Source organism: Achromobacter xylosoxidans (assembly GCF_001457475.1).
Lineage (GTDB): Bacteria > Pseudomonadota > Gammaproteobacteria > Burkholderiales > Burkholderiaceae_B > Achromobacter > Achromobacter xylosoxidans.
In genome coordinates this window covers 103320-122975 of the sequence record NZ_LN831029.1, presented here as the reverse complement: position 1 = coordinate 122975, position 19656 = coordinate 103320, and the positions used below count along the sequence as shown (strand labels likewise).

General features: G+C 70.7%; 15 protein-coding genes and 1 pseudogene. All 16 read left to right on the top strand.

Going from position 1 to position 19656, the window contains the following annotated elements:
- Positions 1–174: 174 nt before the first annotated feature.
- The 16 genes and pseudogenes from AT699_RS00565 (at position 175) to AT699_RS00490 (ending at position 19516) form a co-directional block, all read left to right on the top strand.
- Positions 175–2190: an acetyl/propionyl/methylcrotonyl-CoA carboxylase subunit alpha gene (locus AT699_RS00565; RefSeq protein WP_024067383.1), complete on the top strand. Its 2016-nt coding sequence runs from the start codon at positions 175–177 to the stop codon at positions 2188–2190.
- A 58-nt stretch (positions 2191–2248) separates the two neighbouring features.
- Complete coding sequence (locus AT699_RS00560) at positions 2249–3046, top strand: helix-turn-helix domain-containing protein (RefSeq protein ID WP_024067382.1); 798 nt, start codon at positions 2249–2251, stop codon at positions 3044–3046.
- Positions 3047–3116: 70 nt separating this feature from the next.
- A complete protein-coding gene (locus AT699_RS00555; protein ID WP_006386954.1) occupies positions 3117–3527 on the top strand; it encodes a VOC family protein in 411 nt (136 codons plus the stop codon).
- Between the two features lie 121 nt (positions 3528–3648).
- Positions 3649–4881: an MFS transporter gene (locus AT699_RS00550; protein ID WP_006386953.1), complete on the top strand. Its 1233-nt coding sequence runs from the start codon at positions 3649–3651 to the stop codon at positions 4879–4881.
- Between the two features lie 125 nt (positions 4882–5006).
- A complete protein-coding gene (locus tag AT699_RS00545; RefSeq protein WP_006386952.1) occupies positions 5007–5777 on the top strand; it encodes an IclR family transcriptional regulator in 771 nt (256 codons plus the stop codon).
- A complete protein-coding gene (locus AT699_RS00540; protein ID WP_024067381.1) occupies positions 5770–6918 on the top strand; it encodes a thiolase family protein in 1149 nt (382 codons plus the stop codon). Before AT699_RS00545 ends, AT699_RS00540 begins: the two co-directional genes overlap by 8 nt.
- Positions 6915–7256, top strand: a complete 342-nt coding sequence (locus AT699_RS00535; protein ID WP_024067380.1) for a Zn-ribbon domain-containing OB-fold protein — start codon at positions 6915–6917, stop codon at positions 7254–7256. Before AT699_RS00540 ends, AT699_RS00535 begins: the two co-directional genes overlap by 4 nt.
- Before the next feature lie 61 nt (positions 7257–7317).
- Positions 7318–8293 (top strand): annotated as a pseudogene (locus tag AT699_RS00530) (tripartite tricarboxylate transporter substrate binding protein).
- A 36-nt stretch (positions 8294–8329) separates the two neighbouring features.
- On the top strand, positions 8330–10477 hold the full coding sequence (locus AT699_RS00525) for an acetate--CoA ligase family protein (protein ID WP_024067378.1): 2148 nt from the start codon (positions 8330–8332) through the stop codon (positions 10475–10477).
- A gap of 33 nt (positions 10478–10510) precedes the next feature.
- Positions 10511–11272: an SDR family NAD(P)-dependent oxidoreductase gene (locus AT699_RS00520; RefSeq protein ID WP_024067377.1), complete on the top strand. Its 762-nt coding sequence runs from the start codon at positions 10511–10513 to the stop codon at positions 11270–11272.
- 28 nt (positions 11273–11300) lie between these two features.
- Positions 11301–12527, top strand: coding sequence for an acyl-CoA dehydrogenase family protein (locus AT699_RS00515; protein WP_006389424.1), 1227 nt, complete (start codon positions 11301–11303; stop codon positions 12525–12527).
- Entirely contained in the window at positions 12524–13588 is a 1065-nt protein-coding gene (locus AT699_RS00510; protein ID WP_024067376.1) for a phosphotransferase family protein, read from the top strand. Before AT699_RS00515 ends, AT699_RS00510 begins: the two co-directional genes overlap by 4 nt.
- 9 nt (positions 13589–13597) lie before the next feature.
- Positions 13598–15250 carry an acyl-CoA synthetase gene (locus AT699_RS00505; RefSeq protein WP_024067375.1) on the top strand — a complete coding sequence of 551 codons (1653 nt, stop codon included), beginning with the start codon at positions 13598–13600 and terminating at the stop codon, positions 15248–15250.
- A gap of 171 nt (positions 15251–15421) precedes the next feature.
- The gene (locus AT699_RS00500) at positions 15422–15967 is read left to right on the top strand and encodes an RNA polymerase sigma factor (RefSeq protein ID WP_024067374.1); all 546 of its coding nucleotides are present in this window, start codon (positions 15422–15424) and stop codon (positions 15965–15967) included.
- The gene (locus tag AT699_RS00495; RefSeq protein ID WP_024067373.1) at positions 15964–16989 is read left to right on the top strand and encodes a FecR family protein; all 1026 of its coding nucleotides are present in this window, start codon (positions 15964–15966) and stop codon (positions 16987–16989) included. Before AT699_RS00500 ends, AT699_RS00495 begins: the two co-directional genes overlap by 4 nt.
- Positions 16990–17086: 97 nt before the next feature.
- Positions 17087–19516 (top strand): TonB-dependent siderophore receptor, encoded by a 2430-nt coding sequence (locus AT699_RS00490; RefSeq protein ID WP_024067372.1) that lies wholly within the window; start codon positions 17087–17089, stop codon positions 19514–19516.
- Positions 19517–19656 lie beyond the last annotated feature (140 nt).

Sequence of the window (19656 nt, the reverse complement as noted above, 5' to 3'; positions counted from 1 at the left end):
CCCACCCCCTACGCGCTGCGCGCGCCCCCTCAAGGGGGCGACACCGGCGGACCGGCGAAGCCGGATCCGCGGTGTCCCCGATAAGGTCGGCGTGATGCGAGGTGTGAGGGTTTTGGATGCAACGCGCTCGCCGCTGCAACGTAGTCAACGAATCATCCCAGTCTGGATAACGCCATGTTCGATACCCTGCTGATTGCCAACCGCGGCGAAATCGCCTGCCGCGTCGCCGCCACCGCCCGCCGCCTGGGCATCCGCACCGTCGCCGTCTATTCCGACGCCGACGCCAACGCCCGCCACGTCGCCGCCTGCGACGTCGCGGTGCACATTGGCGGCCCCGAGCCGCGCGCCAGCTACCTGCGCGCCGACGCCATCCTGCAGGCCGCGCGCGACACCGGCGCCCAAGCCATCCACCCCGGCTACGGCTTCCTGTCGGAAAACGAAGCCTTCGCCGAAGCCGCCGAACAGGCCGGCATCGCCTTCGTCGGCCCGCCGGCCTCGGCCATCGCCGCCATGGGCAGCAAGTCCGCCGCCAAGTCGCTGATGGAAAAGGCCGGCGTGCCGCTGGTGCCCGGCTACCACGGCGACAACCAGGACCCGCAATTCCTGAAGGAACAGGCCGACGCCATCGGCTACCCGGTGCTGATCAAGGCCAGCGCCGGCGGCGGCGGCAAGGGCATGCGCGTGGTCGAATCGTCCGGCGCATTCCTGGACGCGCTGGCCTCGTGCCAGCGCGAGGCCGCCTCCAGCTTCGGCGACGACCGCGTGCTGATCGAACGCTACCTGCAGAAGCCGCGCCACATCGAGATCCAGGTGTTCGCCGACACCCACGGCAACTGCGTCTACCTGTTCGAGCGCGACTGCTCGGTGCAGCGCCGCCACCAGAAAGTGATCGAGGAAGCGCCCGCGCCCGGCATGACCGAGGAACGCCGCCGCGCCATGGGCGAGGCCGCGGTGGCCGCCGCGCGCGCGGTGGGCTACGTGGGCGCCGGCACGGTGGAATTCATCGCCGAGCCCGACGGCCGCTTCTACTTCATGGAAATGAACACGCGCCTGCAGGTCGAGCATCCGGTCACCGAGATGATCACCGGCCATGACCTGGTCGAATGGCAGCTGCGCGTGGCCGCCGGCCAGCCGCTGCCGGCGCGCCAGGAAGACCTGCGCATCCACGGCCACGCCATTGAGGCCCGCATCTACGCCGAGAACCCCGAGAAAGGCTTCCTGCCGTCGATCGGCACGCTGGCCTACCTGGGCCTGCCGGCCCACGTCGCCTTCGCCAACGGCGACATCCGCGTCGACGGCGGGGTGCGCACCGGCGACACCATCACGCCGTTCTACGACCCCATGATCGCCAAGCTGATCGTGCACGGCGCCGACCGCGACCAGGCCCGCGCCCGCATGCTGCAAGCGCTGGCGCAGACCCAGGCGGTGGGGGTGCAGACCAACGTCGCCTTCCTGTCGCGCCTGATGCGCGACAGCGCCTTCGCCGCGGCGGACCTCGACACCGGCCTGATCGAGCGCCAGCGCGCCACGCTGCTGCCCGAACCCACGCCGACCGACGCCGCCACGCTGGCGCTGGCCACGGCCGCGGTGCTGGCCAGCCAGGGCCAGGCGCAATCGGCGCCGCAGGCCGCCGCCCCGGCCGATCCGTGGGACACGCACGATGGCTGGCGCCTGGGCGGGCGCTACCAGCGCGCCTTGCAATGGATCGACAACGGCGAAACCCGTCACGTCACCGTCACGCGCCAGGGCGCCGACTGGACGCTGGACAGCGGCGACGGCGCCCGGCCCTTCGCCTGGCGCGCCGAGAACGTCAATGGCCCGGCGCGCGTGCTGCGCATCACGCTGGACGGCCGCGAGCGCGCCGGCACGGTGGTGCTGCACGCCGACAAGGCCCACGTCTTTGGCGACGGCGGCGCGCGCGTGCTGGACCTGTACGACCCGCTGGCGCACGCCCAGGACACCCAGGGCGACCACGGCGGCGGCCTGACCGCCCCCATGCCGGGCAAGATCATCTCCATTGCCGTCAAGGCCGGCGACAGCGTCACCAAGGGCCAGCCGCTACTGGTGATGGAGGCGATGAAGATGGAGCACACCATCTCCGCGCCGGCCGACGGCAAGGTCGAGGAACTGTTCTACGCCGTGGGCGACCAGGTGACGGAAGGCGCCGAACTGGTGGCGATCGGCGCCTGAACGCGCGCGCCATCGCCGGCCTCCGCGGCGATGGCGTGTCTTTCCACAAGGGGCACGCATGGCCAGCCAGACGTCCTGCGCGTTGATCCAGGTCCCGCCGTCGGCACGGCTGGCCGGCATCGTGTCGCACCTGACCGGCTACCGCGAAAGCGGGCAAGGCGCCGGTATGCAGTGGCTCGAAGGCGCCCCGCTGACCGTGCCGCTGGTGATCAGCTTCGGCAGCCCTTTCGGCATCGGACTGGGCCGCGCGGACGCCGCGGCGCCCTGGTCCAGCTTCGCGTCCGGGCTGTATGCCGGCCCGGTGTTCGTCGCCTCCGACGGCGCCGCCGAATGCCTGCAGGTCGACTTCACGCTGCCCGGCGCGTACCGCTTCTTCGGCGGCATGGTCGCGGACCTGGCGAACCGCCTGGTCAACCTGGGCGACGCGCTCGGCCGCGATGGCCCGGCGCTGCGCGAGCGGCTGGGCAACCTGCCGGACTGGCCGCGGCGCTTCGCCCTGGTCGAGGCATTCATCCTCCGCCGCCTCGGGCGCGCCCCATCGGAACCGGTGACGCATGCCTACCGGCTGCTGCTGCGCGACCACGGCGCGTTGCGCATCGGCGCGCTGGCCGCCGAAATCGGCTGGAGCCGCAAGCACCTGCTGCACCGTTTCCGGGCCGAAATGGGCCTGGGCCCGAAAGCCCTGGCGCGCATGCTGCGCTTTCACCAGGCCTGCCGGCTGGCCCGGGAGCCTGGCAGCGAATGGGCCCAGGTGGCCGCCGCCGGCGGCTATGCCGACCAGGCGCATCTGGCGCGTGAATTCATCGACCTGGCGGGCGAATCGCCGCAGGCCTGGGCGCGGCGCCAGGCCGGGTAACAAATCTTCAAGACCGCGGCCCGCGCATCGGTTCATCATGAAGGCTCCCTCTTGCCCCAGGAGCTTGCCGATGAACCCGACCTCCAAAGAACCGCCCCGCCTGTTTCCCACGCTGCGCTGTCACGATCCGGACGCCATGATGCGCTGGCTGACCGCCATGCTGGGCTTCACGGAACTGGCCGTCTACCGCGACGGCGCCGTCGTGCAACACGCCGAAATGGCCTGTGGCAGTTCCATCCTGATGCTGGGACAGCATCGCGACGACGACTACGGCAAACAGGTCGGCGATCCGCAAGGCCGCCGCACCGACGCGCTGTATCTGGCGGTGGACGATCCCGACGCCCTGCACGCCAGGCTGAAGGCAGGCGGCACGACCATCGTGGCCGAGCCCTATGACTCGCCGCACGGCAGCCGCGACTTCGCCTGCCGCGACCCCGAGGGCAATCTCTGGTATTTCGGCACCTACTGGCCAAAGGCCTAGCGTTCGCGCCCGAGCACCGGCCGCCTGGCGGGAATCGACTCTTAGTTTCCCGTCAGCCGGTATTCCCTAGAATGCGGGATTCCGATCCCCGCCCGCGCATACGCCGCGCGCCCCCGCCCCGATGCCCGCCCCCGACTCCCCCAGTCCGCTTTACCGTCCCGCCTTCCTGCACTTCCTGTTCGCGCGCATCGGCGCGTCGCTGGCCTTCCAGATCGTCTCGGTGGCGGTGGGCTGGCAGGTCTATGCGCTGTCGGGCAGCGCGCTCGACCTGGGCCTGATCGGGCTGGCGCAGTTCCTGCCGATGGCGGCGCTGACGTTGGTGGTGGGGCACGTGGCCGACCGCTACGACCGCCGCAAGATCGTCGCCATCTGCATGGCGGTCGAGACCCTGGCCACCTTGCTGCTGGCGATCGCCGCGCTGCACGGCGTCGGCGGCAAGACGCTGATCTACGCCACCCTCATCATCATGAGCTCGGCGCGCGCCTTCGAGGCGCCCACGCTGACCACGCTGATCCCCGCCATCGTGCCGCGCGAGTGGCTGCCGCGCGCCACCGCGCTGTCGTCCTCCGGCGGCCAGATCGCGCAGATCGCCGGCCCGGCGCTGGGCGGCATCGGCTACGGGCTGGGGGCCGGGTGGGTCTACTGCGTGGCGGCGGCGCTGTACCTGTGCGGCTTCGCCTGCATCGCCAGCATGTCGATCGACCGCGCCCCGCCGCGCAGGGAGCCCACTACCTGGCGCACGCTGTTCGCGGGCATCACCTTCATCTTCCAGCGCCGCATCCTGCTGGGCACGCTATCGCTGGACCTGTTCGCGGTGCTGCTGGGCGGGGCCACCGCGCTGCTGCCGATCTTCGCCAAGGATATTCTGCACGCCGGTCCCTGGGCGCTGGGCGCGCTGCGCGCGGCGCCGGCCTGTGGCGCCATGCTGATGTCGCTGACGCTGGCGCGCCTGAGCCTGGGCGAGCACGTCGGCCGCCTGCTGTTCGGCGCGCTGATCCTGTTCGGCCTGGCCACCACCGTGTTCGGCCTGTCGACCTCGATTCCGCTGTCGGTGGGCGCGCTGGTGGTGCTGGGCGCGGCCGACGCCATCAGCGTGGTGGTGCGTTCGTCGCTGGTGCAGTTGAACACGCCCGACCACATGCTGGGCCGCGTCAGCGCGGTGAATACGCTGTTCGTCGGCGCCTCGAACCAGCTGGGGGAATTCGAGTCCGGCGTGATGGCGGCGCTGCTGGGCGCGGTGCCGGCCGTGGTGGTGGGCGGCCTGGGCACGATTGCGGTGGCGGGGCTGTGGATGCGCTGGTTCCCCGAGCTGCGCAGACTGCGTTCGCTGCATCCCGAAACCGAACCGGCCTGACCCTGGCCGCATCGCCCGGCAACCACGATTGTTGCTGGGCGAAATTTTGTTGCGACGCAACTTTACCCTCGTCGCGGGCCTGCCTATCTTGTGACCATGTTCAGCCATCGGGCTCTGCCGCTGCCATGTCCACACCGGATACAAGCCTTGTTTCTGCGACGAAAAAGGTCTGCCGCGTCCTCGCCAGCCTGTCGAACCGGCGCGTCCAGCGACTGACCGACATCGCCCAGGCAGCGCAGCTGGATGTGTCCACCGCGCTGCGCATCCTGAAGGACCTGGAAGCCGAGGGTTTCGTGGAGCGAGACCCGGTCAGCAAGCACTACATGCTCGGTCCGCAGGTCTATGCCATGCACCACGCCATGGTCGACGGCCTCGATCTGCGCGCCCTGGCGCGGCCGGCGCTGATCCGCCTGGCGCGCAAGTTCGGCGACACCGTCATCCTGTCGATGCCGACCGGCTGGGAATCGGTCTGCCTGGATCTGTGCTTCGGCGACTACCCGATCCGCGCCAACTACCTGGAGATCGGCAGCCGCCGTCCGCTCGGCATCGGCGCCGGCAGCCTGGCGCTGCTGGCGGCCATGGACGAGAACGAAACCCAGGCGGTGCTGCCGCCGGTGCACCAGCGGTTGCAGGAACGCTACCCGCGCTATCCGGTGCGGCTGCTGGAACAGATGACGGCGCGCGCCCGCAAGCTCGGCCACGCCATGCTGCTGGACGTGGTGGTGGAAAAGATGGGCGGCCTGGGCGTGGCCGTGCGCGGTCCCAGCGGCCGCGCCATCGCCGCGCTCAGCGTGGCGGCATTGAGCGAGCGCGTCGAATCGCGCGAACAGGAACTGGCCCAGGCGCTGGCCGCCGAAGCCCGCGCCATCGAACGCGCCTGGATGCCCCATGCCTGATCTCCACCACGCCTACCTGCTGGCCGCGGCCACCACGCGCTTCGGCCGCCACGAGGGCCGCTCGGCCCTGGACCTGATGGCCGAGGCCGCCAACGCCGCGCTGGCGCAGTCCGGCCTGCGGCGCGCCGATATCGACGGCGTGCTGTGCGGCTACGCCACCACCTTTCCGCACCTGATGCTGGCCACGCTGCTCAGCGAAAAGCTGGGCCTGGACCCGCACTACGCCCACGGCATGCAGATGGGCGGCGCCACCGGCGCGGCCATGGTGATGCTGGCGCGCGAACTGGTGCGCGCCGGCCGCTGCCGCCGCGTGCTGGTGGTGGCGGGCGAAAACCGCCTGACCGGCCAGGCCGTCGATGCCTCCATCCAGACGCTGGCGCAAGTCGGCGAAGCCGACACTGAGGTGCCCAACGGCGCGTCGGTGCCGGCCTATTACGCGCTGCTGGCTTCCGCCTACATGCACCAGACCGGCACCCGCCGCGAAGACCTGGCCGAGCTCGCCGCGTTGATGCGGCGCCACGCCGCCAGCCACCCGCATGCGCACCTGAGCGAAGCCATCGGCGTGGACCAGGTGCTGGCGTCCCGGCCCATCGCCACGCCGCTGCACTTGCTGGACTGCTGCCCGATCTCCGACGGCGCGGTGGCGCTGGTGGTCGGCGCGGACGACGGGCCGGTGCGCATCAGCGGCGCGGGGCAGGCGCATCGCCACCAGCACCTGTCGGCGCTGCGCGACATTCTCGACACCGGCGCGGCGCGCGCGCTCGGGCAGGCCTATGCCGACGCCGGCATCGGCCCGGACCAGGTCGACTACCTGGGCATCTACGACTCCTTCACCATCACGCTGGCCATGCTGCTGGAAGAACTGGGCTTCGCGCCGCGCGGCGGCGCGGCGGATCGCGCGCGGCGCGGCGACTTCGACGCCGCCGGACCGCTGCCGCTCAACACCCACGGGGGCCTGCTGTCGTTCGGGCATTCCGGCGTGGCGGGCGGCATGGCGCACGTGGCCGAGGCCTGGACCCAGCTGGCGGGCCGGGCCGGATCGCGGCAGGCGGGCGCGCCGCGCTGCGCGCTGGTGCATGCGGACGGCGGCGTGCTGTCCGCCCACGTCAGCCTGGTGCTGCAGGCGGAGGGCCGTCGATGAACGCCCGCGATCCGCTGGAACTGCAACGCTGCGAGGATTGCGGCGCGTGGTGGGCGCTGCGTCCCTACGCCTGCGCCCATTGCGGCGGCACCCATCTGCCATGGCGGCGCAGCAGCGGCGCGGGCGAAGTGCTGGCGCGCACCGAGATCCACCGCGCGCCCGACGCCTTCTGGCGCGCGCGCGTGCCCTACGTGCTGGTGCTGGTGCGCCTGGAAGAGGGCGCGGTGCTGATGGGCCATGCCGATGCCGGCATCGCCATCGGCCAGCAGGTCATGGGCCGCGCGATCACGATCGACGGCCGCGCATTGCTCGGTTTCGAGGCGCGCCGGCCGCCTTGAAGCGCCGCCGGCAACACCATCCCCAGCAAAACAACATATCCGCACGACGGAGGAGACAATCATGCGCGCAATCGCAGCATGCCGCACGGCCCTGGCCGCGCTTTCCCTGGTGGCAGCCGCCGCCTCGGCCGCCCAGGACTGGCCGACCAAACCCATCACCCTGGTGGTGCCGTACCCGCCGGGCGGTCCCACCGACATCGTGGCCCGTGTGGTCGCGCAGGGCCTGGGCGACGAACTCAAGCAGACCATCATCGTCGACAACCGCTCCGGCGCCGGCGGCAACATCGGCGCCGACATGGTGGCCAAGGCCGCGCCCGACGGCTACACGCTGCTGCTGGCGACCACGGCCCACGCCATCAACATGTCGCTGTTCAAGAACCTGAATGAACTACGACACCCGCAAGAGCTTCGCGCCCGTGTCGCTGCTGACCGCCGGCCCGCTGGTGATCGTGACACGCCCCGACCTGCCGGCCAGCAACGTGCGCGAGCTGATCGCGCTGGCCAAGTCCACGCCGGGCAAGCTGACCTTCGCCTCGTCGGGCAACGGCCAGTCCACCCACCTGGCGGCCGAACTGTTCGGCGCCATGGCCGGCGTGCGCATGGTGCATGTTCCCTATCGCGGCAGCGCGCCGGCCCTGACAGACGTGATGGGCGGCCAGGCCGACATCATGTTCGACACCATGCTGTCGTCGATGCCCTACGTGAACGGCGGCAAGCTCAAGGCGCTGGCCGTGACCGGCGCGGCGCGCTCGCCCGCCGCGCCCAACGTGCCCACCGTGGCCGAGGCCGGGCTGCCGGGCTACGAAGCCACCGCCTGGAACGGGCTGCTGGCCCCGGCCGGCACGCCGGCATCGGTGGTGGACCGATTGAACGGCGCCTTGCAGAAGGTGCTGGGCCGCGCCGACATCCAGCAGAAATTCGCCGCCCAGGGCTTCGCCTCGGAATGGAAGACGCCCGCCGACACGGCGCGCTTCCTCGACACCGAGGTCGAGAAATGGGCCGGCGTGGTCAAGACTTCCGGCGCCACGGTCAACTGACCCCGCGCCCGCCTTCATCCTACCTTGGGGAGTTTCATGGCTTCTGTACCCATCGGCGACGCCAGCCTCGCGCGCCTGCTCGATCCGGCCTCGATCGCGATCGTCGGCGCCTCCGACAATCCCGACAAGATCGGCGGCCGGCCGATCCACTACATGCGGCGCCACGGCTATGCGGGCACGCTGTACCCGATCAACCCGCAACGCGCCGAAGTCCAGGGCGAACGCGCCTGGCCCAGCCTGGCCGCGTTGCCCGCCGCGCCGGACCTGGCGATCGTGGCGGTGGCGGGCGAGCAGGCGTTGCGGGCGGTGGATGAATGCGCCGCACTGGGCGTGGCGGCGGCCATCGTCATCTCGGCCGGCTTCTCGGAAACCGGTGAAGCCGGGCGCGCCCTGCAGGATGCGATGACGGCGCGCGCCCGCGCCGCCGGCATGCGCATCGTCGGCCCCAACTCGCAGGGCCTGGCCAACTTCGGCAACGGCGCCATCGCCAGCTTCTCCACCATGTTCCTGGAGGTGGCGCCGGGCGACGGGCCGGTGGCGGTCATCAGCCAGAGCGGCGGCATGTGCGCCATGGTCTACGGCCTATTGCGCCAGCGCGGCATCGGCGTGCGCCACGTGCATGCCACCGGCAACGAGGCCGACGTGTCGGTCGCCGAACTGGCCTGCGCGACGCTGCGCGATCCGGAAGTCGGCTGCGTGCTGCTGTACCTGGAATCGCTGCGCGGGGCAGGGCCGCTGGCCGAGGCGGCCGCGCTGGCGCGGGCGCGCGGCGTGCCGCTGATCGTGGTCAAGTCGGGCCGCTCCGAGGCCGGCGCGCGCGCCGCGGCCTCGCATACCGGGGCGCTGGCCAATGAGGACCGCGCGGTGGATGCGTTCTTCGAACACCACGGCATCCTGCGCGCGCGCGATCCGCAGGAACTGGTGCGCTACGCCGAGCTGGCCCTGCGCAGCCCCTTGCCGCAAGGGCCGCGCGTGGTGGTGGTCAGCAACTCCGGCGCCAGCTGTGTGCTGGCCTCGGACGCGGCCGCCGAGCGCGGCCTGGAGATCGCGCCGCTGGCCGACGCCACCCAGCAGGCACTGGCCGAGCGTCTGCCCGGCTATGCCACCACCGTCAACCCCGTGGACATCACCGCCGCGCTGCTGTCGAACAACGGCCTGTTCGGGCAAGTGCTGCCCGTAATCGGCGCCGACCCGGCGGCCGACATGTTCCTGCTGGACATTCCGGTGGCGGGACGCGGCTACGACGTGGATTCGTTCGCAACGGACGCAGCCGGCTTCGCGCGGGCGGCATCCAGGCCGGTGGTGGTGGTGGCGTGGCAGGACAACGTGGCCAGCGCGTTCCGCGCGCGCGGCCTGCCCGTTTACGCCGACGAGATCCAGGCGATGGATGCCTTGTCGGCGCTGTTGCGCCTGCGGCGGTTGCGCGAACGCGGCCGCATGGCGTCACCGGCAGCATCGCAAGGCATTGTGGCGGCGGAGCCGGCCCCGAACGAAGCCGCAGGCTTCCTGTCCGAAGCGGACAGCCTGGCGCTGCTGGCCGGCAACGGACTGGCGGTGATCGAACATGCCGTCTGCCGCACGGCCGACGAGGCCATTGCCGCGTGGCGCCGCATCGGCGCGCCGGTGGCGCTGAAGGCTTGCTCGGCACAATTGCCGCACAAGTCCGAACACGGACTGGTCGCGCTGGGCCTGGACGACGAAACCGCACTGCGCGCCGCGTTTTCCCATCAAGCCCAAACCTTGGGTAAGCTGAACGTTCGCGACGGCGCCTGGCTGGTGGCGCGGATGCAGCGCGGCCAGCACGAATGCGCGCTGGGCGCGCGCGTCGATCCGGTGCTGGGGCCGGTCGTGATGATCGGCAGCGGCGGCAAGTACGTCGAGGCATTGCGCGACGTGGCGGTGCTGATGCCGCCGTTCGATGCCGCGCAGGTGGTCGAGAAGCTGCGCGACCTGCGCATCGGCGCGCTGCTGCAAGGCGTGCGGGGCGATCCGCCCGCCGACGTCGCCGCCCTGGCGCAACAGGTGGTGGCGCTCGGCAACTACGCATTGGCGGCCGGTCCGCGGCTGGCGTCGGTCGACATCAACCCGGTGATGGTCGGCGCCGTGGGGCAGGGCGCGGTGGCGGTGGACGCGCTGGTGGAACTTCATGCCGCCAGCCAGCCCGCCGCAAGGATGACGGCCTGAGGCCGCCGGCACACAAACAAAGGAGACACACCGATGTTTGAAGACCTGAAATCCAAGACCGCGCTGGTCACCGGCGCCTACAGCGGACTGGGCCGCCACTTCGCGCTGCGCCTGGCCGAAGCCGGCGCGCGCGTGGCGTTGTGCGGGCGCCGGACCGAACTGGGCGAAGCCCTGGCAACGGAGATCCGCGCGCAGGGCGGCCAGGCCTGCGTCGCGGGCATGGACGTCACCCAACCCGACAGCGTGCAGGCGGCCTTCACCCAGGTCGAGCAGGCGCTCGGCCCGGTCGACATCGTCGTCAACAACGCCGGCATCGCCATGACGCGCCCCGCGCTGGAGATCAGCGAAGACGAGTGGACCGGCCTGATCGACGTCAACCTGAACGGCGCGTGGCGGGTGGCGCAATGCGCCGCGCGCCACTTCCAGCGCCACGGCCGGCCCGGCGCCATCGTCAACATCGCCTCGATCCTGGGCCAGCGCGTGGCCTCGCACGTGGCCGCCTACACCGCCGCCAAGGCCGGCCTGCTGCACCTGACCCGCGCCCTGGCGCTGGAATGGGCGCGCCACGGCATCCGCGTGAACGCGCTGGCGCCCGGCTACATCGGCACCGACCTGAACCGAGCATTCTTCGCCACACCCGCCGGCGAGGCCCTCGTCAAGCGCATCCCGCAACGCCGCCTGGGCACGCCGCAGGACCTGGACGGCCCCTTGCTGCTGCTGGCCTCCGATGCCTCGGCCTACATGACGGGCGCCGTCATCGACGTCGATGGCGGCCACCTGGCCAGCTCGCTCTGAACCCGCATCCCCATCCGGAGACCCCGCCATGGATTTTTCGCTGCCCCCCGAACTGGAAGACTACCGCCAGCGCGTGCGCGCCTTCGTCGACCGCGAGCTGATTCCGCTGGAAGCCGACCGCGCCAACTACGACGACCACGAGAACATCGACGCAGCCCTGCTGGACCGCGTGCGCGCCAAGGCCCGCGAGGCCGGCCTGTGGGCCCTGCAGATGCCGCGCAAGCGCGGCGGCCAGGGCCTGCCGATGGTGGGCCTGGCCGCCTGCTATGAAGAAATGAACCGCTCCATCTTCGGCCCGGCCGCCTTCAACGCCGCCGCACCCGACGACGGCAACATGCGGGTGCTGGCGCAGGTGGCGCGGCCCGACCAGCAGGACCGCTGGCTGCAGCCCATCATCGACGGCAAGGTGCGCTCGTCCTTCGTGATGACCGAACCCAGCCCCGGCAGCGGCTCGGACCCGTCGATGATGCGCACCACCGCCACCCGCCAGGGCGACAAGTGGCTGATCCACGGCCGCAAGTGGTTCATCACCGGCGCCGGCGCCGCGCAGCATTTCATCCTGATTGCGCGCACTTCGGACGACGCCCGCAAGGGCCTTTCGGCGTTCCTGTTCGACGCCGACCAGCCCGGCTGGCGCATCGTGCGCCGCATCCCCATCATGGGTCCGGAAGAACACGGCGGCCATTGCGAGCTGGAATTCGACGGCCTCGAGATTCCCGACGAGAACCGCCTGATGGAAGTGGGCGACGGCCTCAAGCTGACGCAGATCCGCCTGGGTCCGGCGCGCCTGACGCACTGCATGCGCTGGCTGGGCCTGGCGCGGCGCGCCATGGCGGTGGCGGTGGACTATGTCGGCGAACGCAGCAGCTTCGGCCAGAAGCTGGCCGACCGCGAGGGCGTGCAATGGCTGCTGGGCGACGCCGCCATGCAGATCGAAATCGGCCGTCTGCTCACCATGCGCGCCGCCGCGCGGCTCGACCAGGGCGACTTCGCGCGCAAGGAAATCTCCATGGCCAAGATCGTGGTGTCGGAAACCCTGCACAAGGTGGTCGACACCGCGCTGCAGCTGAACGGCGCGCGCGGCTATTCCAAGGACACGCCGCTGGAATGGATCTACCGCTACGCGCGCCAGGCGCGGCTGGTGGACGGCGCCTCCGAAGTGCACAAGATGGTGCTGGCGCGTTACCTGATGGACCAGGGCGATGCGTTCTGGCAGTGGGACGACGCGGACGCCCCGCGCAAGGCGCTGGTATGAGCGCGCCCGATCACGCCACCAACGCCGCCGCCGACTGGCTGCCCGCGCTGGCCGCCTACCTGTCGGCGCAGGGCCTGGGCAACGCCAGCGGCCTGCGCGCCCGGCCATTGACGGGCGGCCAATCCAACCCGACCTACCTGCTGGAAGACGCCAGCGGCGCGCGCGTGCTGCGCAAGCAGCCGCCCGGCACGCTGCTGCCCTCGGCCCACGCGATCGACCGCGAATACCGCGTCATGGCCGCGCTGGCCGGCACCGCCGTGCCCGTGCCGGCCATGCTGCACTACTGCGCCGACCCTTCCATCGTCGGCACGCCGTTCTACCTGATGAGCTATGCGCGCGGCCGCGTCTTCATGGACCCGGCGCTGCCGGGCCTGGCACCCGCCGAGCGCGCCGCGCTGTATGCCGAGACCGGCCGCGTGCTGGCCGCGCTGCACGCGGTGGAACCGGCCGCCGTGGGGCTCGCGGACTACGGCAAGGCCGGCGACTACTTCGCGCGCCAGGTGGCGCGCTGGACCCGCCAATATCGCGACACCGAGACCACATCCATCGCCGCCATGGACGCGCTGATCGACTGGCTGCCGCAACATCTGCCGCATGACGACCAGACCCGCCTGGTGCACGGCGACTACCGCATCGACAACCTGGTGTTCGCGCCCGACGCGCCGCGCGCCATCGCGCTGCTGGACTGGGAGCTGTCGACCCTGGGCCATCCGCTGGCGGACCTGGCCTATCACTGCATGTGCTGGCGCATCCCGCCGGCCCTGTGGCGCGGCATCGCCGGCCTGGACCTGGCGGCGCTGGGCATTCCCGACGAAGCGCAGTTCGTGCGCGCCTATTGCGAGGCGCGCGGCATCGCGCCGCCGCCCAACTGGGATTTCTACCTGGCCTACAGCTTCTTTCGCATCGCCGCCATCCTGCAGGGCGTGTACGCGCGCGCCCGCGCCGGCAACGCCGCCGCCACCGATGCGCTGGAGATGGGCGCGCGCGTCGAACCGCTGGCCGCGCTCGGCTGGCAGGCCGCGCAACGCGAATCCGCACGCCTGGCCACCGCAGGCCACTAGGAGCGCATCATGACCGCATCGCCATCCGCGTCCGACGACACACTGCCCCGCAACGCCGCCAACCACCAGCCCCTGACGCCGCTGGGTTTCCTGGCGTGGGCGGCGGCCGTCTACCCGGAACGCGCCGCGCTGCTGCACGGCGACCGTAGCCAGAGCTGGCGCGCCACCTACGACCGTTGCCGCCAGATGGCCGCGGCGCTGGCCGCCTGGGGCGTGCGCCGTGGCGACGTGGTGGCGGTGCTCGCGCCCAACACGCCGGCCCTGTACGAGGCGCACTTCGGCGTGCCGATGGCCGGCGCGGTGCTGAACGCGCTCAACACCCGGCTCGACGCGCGCACGCTGGCGTTCATCCTGGAGCACGGCGGCGCCACCGTGCTGCTGTACGACAGCGAGTACGCGCCGCTGGTGCGCGAGGTGCTGGGCCACCTGCGCGCGCCGCCGCGCACCGTGCGCATCGAAGACAGCGAATACACCGGCCCGCACGGCGACCTGGGCGATGCGGAGTACGAAGCCTGGCTCGCCGCGCAACCGGCCGACGCGCCCTGGGAGGGGCCGCGGGACGAATGGGACAACCTCTGCCTGAACTACACCTCGGGCACCACCGGCAACCCCAAGGGCGTGCTCTATCACCATCGCGGCGCGTACCTGAACGCCACCGGCAACGTGCTGGCCTGCGGCATGCCGCCGCACGCGGTCTATCTGTGGACGCTGCCCATGTTCCACTGCAACGGCTGGTGCTTCCCGTGGACCATGGCGGCGCTGGCGGGCACCAACGTCTGCCTGCGGCGCGTGGAGCCGGCCGCCATCTTCGAGGCCATCCGCCGCCACCGGGTCGGCTTCTTCTGCGCCGCCCCGGTGGTGCTGAACATGCTGGTCAACGCCCCCGCGGACGCGCGCCACCGCGCCACGCACCGCGTGCAGGCCATGACCGGCGGCGCCGCGCCGCCCGCCGCCATCATCGAAGCGATGGAGCAACTGGGCGTGGGCGTCACCCACCTGTACGGCCTGACCGAAACCTACGGCCCGTCGATCAGCTGCGCCTGGCACGACGAATGGGACGACCGTCCCCTGGCCGAGCGCGCCGCGCTCAAGGCCCGCATCGGCGTGCGCAAGCTCAACGTCGAAGCGGTGCAGGTGATGGACGCCGCCATGCGGCCGGTGCCCGCCGACGGCGCCACGCTGGGCGAGATCATGCTGCGCGGCAATACGTTAATGAAGGGCTATCTGCACAACCCCGACGCCACCGCCGACGCCTTCGCCGGCGGCTGGTTCCATTCCGGCGACCTGGCCGTGGTGCATCCCGACGGCTACATCGAGATCAAGGACCGCGCCAAGGACATCATCATCTCGGGCGGCGAAAATATCTCGACCGTGGAAATCGAAAGCGTGCTGTACCGCCACCCCGACGTCCTGGAAGCCGCCGTGGTGGCGCGGCCCGACGCGGTGTGGGGCGAAACGCCGTGCGCCTTCGTCACGCTGAAAGAGGGCGCGGTGTGCAGCGCCGATGACCTGATCGCCTACTGCCGCGAACACCTGGCGCGCTTCAAGACGCCGCGCACCGTGGTGTTCGGCGCCCTGCCCAAGACCTCGACCGGAAAGATCCAGAAGTTCGTGCTGCGCGAGCAGGCGGCGACGTTGGCGGACAAGGCTGCCGACAATTGAAGCGCCAGCCGGCCGACAGCCCGACACCGGGCCGCCTTCCCCAGGCTCCGACCATGACGTCTCGCGCCGCCTGGCAATGTTGATACAATACGAATCATTATCATTCTATCGACGCCAAGACAACGCGCCGGGTTCGCTGGCCGCGCGACGGACATCGGACTTAGGGGCACCATGGGGGAGCGGTTCTTCGGCGCGATCGCCGAGGCATACAAGGCATGGAACGCGGAGCTGGTCGGTTTCCTGAACCGCCAGCTCAAGCGCTCGCCCGACGCCGCCCAGGACCTGGCGCAGGAAACCTTCGCGCGCTGGCTGGCCGCCAGCCGCGGCGCCGAACCGCCCGAAAAGCCGCGCGCCTATCTCTATGAAATCGCCCGCAACCTGCTGCGCGACCACTGGCGCCGCGAAGCCGTGCGCGACGAGCACATGGTGGCCAGCCTGGACGACCAGGCCTACGCGCCGCCGCCCGGCAGCCTGGCAACCGCGGCCGGCTGGCAGCCCGACGCGCGCGCCGACGCCAACCAGCGCCTGCGCCTGCTGCAGGCCGCCATTGACGACATGCCGCCGCGCCAGCGCGAGGCCTTCCTGCTTTATCGGTATGATGAGCTGCGTTGCGAGGACATCGCCGCGCGCATGGGCATCTCCGTGCGCGCCGTCGAAAAGCACCTGCAACTGGCCCTGGCGCACTGCAAGCGCCGCGTCCACGGCGAATCGTCATGACCCCGTCCCGTTCCCTATCCGCAGTCGAAGAGGCCGCGAGCGCATGGTTCATGCGCCGCCGGGAACGCGCGTCCGATGCCAGCGCCGAACAGGCGTTCCAGGCCTGGCTGGCGCAATCGCCGCTGCACCGGCAGGAATACGACAAGCTCGCGCAGGTGTGGGATGACCTGGCCGCGCTGCCGCGTCCGGCCAGCGCGCCGGATCGCGCATCGACCGGCGCCGCCCACATTGCTCCCGCCGACGCTGCCCAGCCCATCGGCGTCGCCACCCGACGGCCGGCAGCCGCGCGGCAGCCGCGGCCCGCCTTCCTGCGCTGGGGCGGCGCGCTGGCCGCGCTGGTCCTGCTGGCGGGCGCCGCCTACCAATACCTGCCGGTCAATTACGAATCGGTGGCCAACGCCTCCACCCAGACACGCAGCCTGGACCTGGCCGACGGCACCCGTATCCACGCCAACGTCGGCACCCGCGTCCACGTGCGCTACACCCTGGCCGAACGCCGCATCGACATCGAAGGCGGCGAGGTCTACATCGACGCCGCGCCCGACCACCGGCCGCTGCTGGTATCCGCCGGCGGCGCGCGACTGCGCGACATCGGCACCGAATTCAATGTGCTGCTGCTGCCCGACCTGCTGCAGGTCGGCGTGCGCAGCGGCCAGGTGCGGCTGGATGCCGACGGCGCCGCCAGCCCCGGCCCGCAGATGCTCCACGCCGGCGACACGGTGCTGCTCGCGCGCGCCGACGCCCGGCTGCTGGCGCGCGCGCAGGTGCCGCCCGGCGAAGTCGGCGCCTGGCAGGACGGCGTGGCGGTGGTGCACGACGCCACCCTGCAACAGCTGGCCGGCTACCTGGCCCTGTACCGCGACGCGCCGCTGCATTTCGCCGACGACCGCGCCCGCCGCCTGCGGCTGTCCGGCACGCTGGACCTGCGCCACCCCGAGGCTTTCCTCGACACGCTGCCCGGCCTGCTGCCGGTCACGCTGACCCGCCGGCCCGATGGCACGGCGGTGATCGCCAGCCGCTGAAGCGGCCAGGCGAAATTATTTTCATTCAGCAGGTACGGGTTATGGCAAGTCGCGCGTCTTCCCCCGTGTAGATCCACTTCCACACCGAGGAACGACCATGGCGCAACGCCACTTCCGCCGCCGGCAAAGCGCCGGCCGTTACGCGCTGCTGTGCGCGCTGTTGATGGGCGCCGCGCTGGCGGCACAGACCCTGGCGCCGTCCGCGGCCCACGCGCAGGGCCGCGCCGCCGCGCAGGCCTTCGACCTGCCGGCCGGCAACCTGGCCGACGCGCTGGTGGCGCTGGGCCGCCAGGCCCAGGTGCAAATCCTGTTCAGCCCGGACAGCGTCGCCGGCCTGCGCGCGCCCGCCGTGTCCGGCAGCATGACCCCGCAAGCCGCGCTCGACCGTCTGCTGGCCCGCAGCGGCCTGGTGGCCGTGCCCAGCGGCAACGGCTTCATGGTGCGCTCGCCCGCCGGCGCGTCCGCCAGCGACGCCACCACGCTCGCGCCCGTCACGGTTACCGGCCGCGACCTCGCCACCACCGAGGGCACCGGTTCCTACACCCCCGCTGCCGTCACCCTGGGCAAGAACGCGCAAAGCCTGCGCCAGATCCCGCAATCGGTCTCGGTGGTGACGCGCCAGTTGCTCGACGACCAGAACCTGGTGAACCTGGACGACGCCATGCGCACCGTCACCGGCATCACGGTGGAAGCCGGCAGCATCGGCGGCAACCACGGCAATTTCTATTCGCGCGGCTACGCGCTCGACACCATCCAGGTCGATGGCGTGAACACGCCGGCCAGCACCGGCAACGACCTGAGCGCCGGCTTCGGCCTGGCCATCTACGACCGCATCGAGGTGCTGCGCGGCCCATCGGGCCTGTATCAGGGCGCGGGCGATCCCGGCGGCACCGTCAACCTGGTGCGCAAGCGCGCGCAAAAGGAATTCGGTTTCAGCGGCCAGGTCATGACCGGCTCGTGGGACCGCTACTACACCGAGGCCGACCTGACCGGCCCGCTCGACAGCGACGGCCGCCTGCGCGGCCGCATCGTGGCGTCCTATGACGACCGCGGCTCGTTCGTCGACGGCGTCTACACCAGGAAGCCCCTGTTCTACGGCACCCTCAGCTTCGACCTCACCCCCGATACCACGCTGACCGCCGGCGCCACCTATCAGCAATACAAGGGCCGCCCTTTCTTTGGCCTGCCCGGCTACACCGACGGGCGCCTGCTCGACGTGCGCCGCTCCACCAACCTGGACCCCAGCTGGAACCACATCACCGAAGAAATCACCGAGTACTTCGCCGACGTCGACCACCGCCTGTCCAACGGCGGCCGCATCAAGGTCAGCGGCGTCTACCGCGAACAGGACGAGCCCAGCCGCCAGTTCGGCTGGTCGGACTGCGCGGTCGATCCGGTCACCGGCGACACCTGCCTGGTCACCTGGAAATACCGCAGCCACTGGAAGACCTACGGCCTGGACGCCTTCGTCGCCACGCCATTCCAGGCCTTCGGCCGCGAGCACGAGCTGACCGTGGGCGCCGACTACCGCAACGTGCACAAGAATTTCCGCTACGGCGGCGGCGACAACGCTGACATCAACCTGTTCCACCCTGACAACAACGTCCCCAGGCCGGACTACGAATACACCAACGGCAACGACAGCAAGACCGACCAATACGGCCTGTACGCGCGCGCCAACCTGCGCGTCACCGACGCCGCCACCGTCATCGCCGGCAGCCGCCTGACCTGGTGGGAAAACCGCACGCAGAACCGCAACGCCTACTTCAACCAGTTCACCAACACCAAGAGCAACATCAACGGCAAGTTCACGCCGTACCTGGGTCTGGTGGTGGACCTGAACGAGCAGTTGTCGGCCTACGCCAGCTACACCAGCATCTTCACGCCGCAGACCACCACCGACGCCAACGGCCAGCTGCTGGATCCGCGCACCGGCAAACAGGTCGAGATCGGCCTGAAGGGCGAATTCCTGGACAAGCGCCTGAACGGCCACGTGGCGCTGTTCCGCATGGAAGACGAGAACCGCGCCATGACGGACCCGGACAATCCGCTGTTCTCGATGGCGGCGGGCAAGATGCGCAACCAGGGCTTCGAGGCCGAGATCAGCGGCAGTCCGGCGCCCGGCTGGGACATCACCGCCGGCTATGCCTACACCACCACCAAGACGCTGAAAGGCACGGAAGACCAGAAGTCGCAGCAATACGTCTTCATCACGCCGCGCCACACCTTCAACCTGTGGACCAAGTACAGCTTCGCCACCGGCACGCTGGAAGGGTTGTCGCTGGGCGCCGGATTGCGCAGCGTCAGCAGCATGTATCGCCTGAACGGCCCGGTGAAGTTCGAACAACGCCCGTACACCACGGTATCGGCGCAGGCCGGCTACCGCTTCAACAAGCACCTGGAAGCGACCCTGACGGTGAACAACCTGTTCGACAAGGTCTACTACCAGCGCGTGTGGGCGGCGTATGGCTCGAACTACTACGGCGAGCCGCGCAGCGTGATGCTGAACCTGAAGGCGACGTATTGAGCCTGGGCCGGACGCGCCGCAGCAAGCGCGCCCGGCCGACAATTCAATGGCAAGACGCCAGTCGCATTGATAGGTGACGCGCGCCAGATCGAAGCGGCGCGCCGCGATATCCTGCTCGCGCATCAGCACGTAGCTGGCGC

Excerpts from the sequence above, each read along its gene's own strand:
- AT699_RS00550 (WP_006386953.1), top strand. The coding sequence starts at position 3,649 with ATGCCCGCCCCCGACTCCCCCAGTCCGCTTTACCGTCCCGCCTTCCTG.
- AT699_RS00535 (WP_024067380.1), top strand. The coding sequence starts at position 6,915 with ATGAACGCCCGCGATCCGCTGGAACTGCAACGCTGCGAGGATTGCGGC.
- AT699_RS00545 (WP_006386952.1), top strand. The coding sequence starts at position 5,007 with ATGTCCACACCGGATACAAGCCTTGTTTCTGCGACGAAAAAGGTCTGC.
- AT699_RS00560 (WP_024067382.1), top strand. The coding sequence starts at position 2,249 with ATGGCCAGCCAGACGTCCTGCGCGTTGATCCAGGTCCCGCCGTCGGCA.
- AT699_RS00520 (WP_024067377.1), top strand. The coding sequence starts at position 10,511 with ATGTTTGAAGACCTGAAATCCAAGACCGCGCTGGTCACCGGCGCCTAC.
- AT699_RS00500 (WP_024067374.1), top strand. The coding sequence starts at position 15,422 with ATGGGGGAGCGGTTCTTCGGCGCGATCGCCGAGGCATACAAGGCATGG.
- AT699_RS00525 (WP_024067378.1), top strand. The coding sequence starts at position 8,330 with ATGGCTTCTGTACCCATCGGCGACGCCAGCCTCGCGCGCCTGCTCGAT.
- AT699_RS00490 (WP_024067372.1), top strand. The coding sequence starts at position 17,087 with ATGGCGCAACGCCACTTCCGCCGCCGGCAAAGCGCCGGCCGTTACGCG.
- AT699_RS00565 (WP_024067383.1), top strand. The coding sequence starts at position 175 with ATGTTCGATACCCTGCTGATTGCCAACCGCGGCGAAATCGCCTGCCGC.
- AT699_RS00540 (WP_024067381.1), top strand. The coding sequence starts at position 5,770 with ATGCCTGATCTCCACCACGCCTACCTGCTGGCCGCGGCCACCACGCGC.
- AT699_RS00555 (WP_006386954.1), top strand. The coding sequence starts at position 3,117 with ATGAACCCGACCTCCAAAGAACCGCCCCGCCTGTTTCCCACGCTGCGC.
- AT699_RS00510 (WP_024067376.1), top strand. The coding sequence starts at position 12,524 with ATGAGCGCGCCCGATCACGCCACCAACGCCGCCGCCGACTGGCTGCCC.
- AT699_RS00505 (WP_024067375.1), top strand. The coding sequence starts at position 13,598 with ATGACCGCATCGCCATCCGCGTCCGACGACACACTGCCCCGCAACGCC.
- AT699_RS00495 (WP_024067373.1), top strand. The coding sequence starts at position 15,964 with ATGACCCCGTCCCGTTCCCTATCCGCAGTCGAAGAGGCCGCGAGCGCA.
- AT699_RS00515 (WP_006389424.1), top strand. The coding sequence starts at position 11,301 with ATGGATTTTTCGCTGCCCCCCGAACTGGAAGACTACCGCCAGCGCGTG.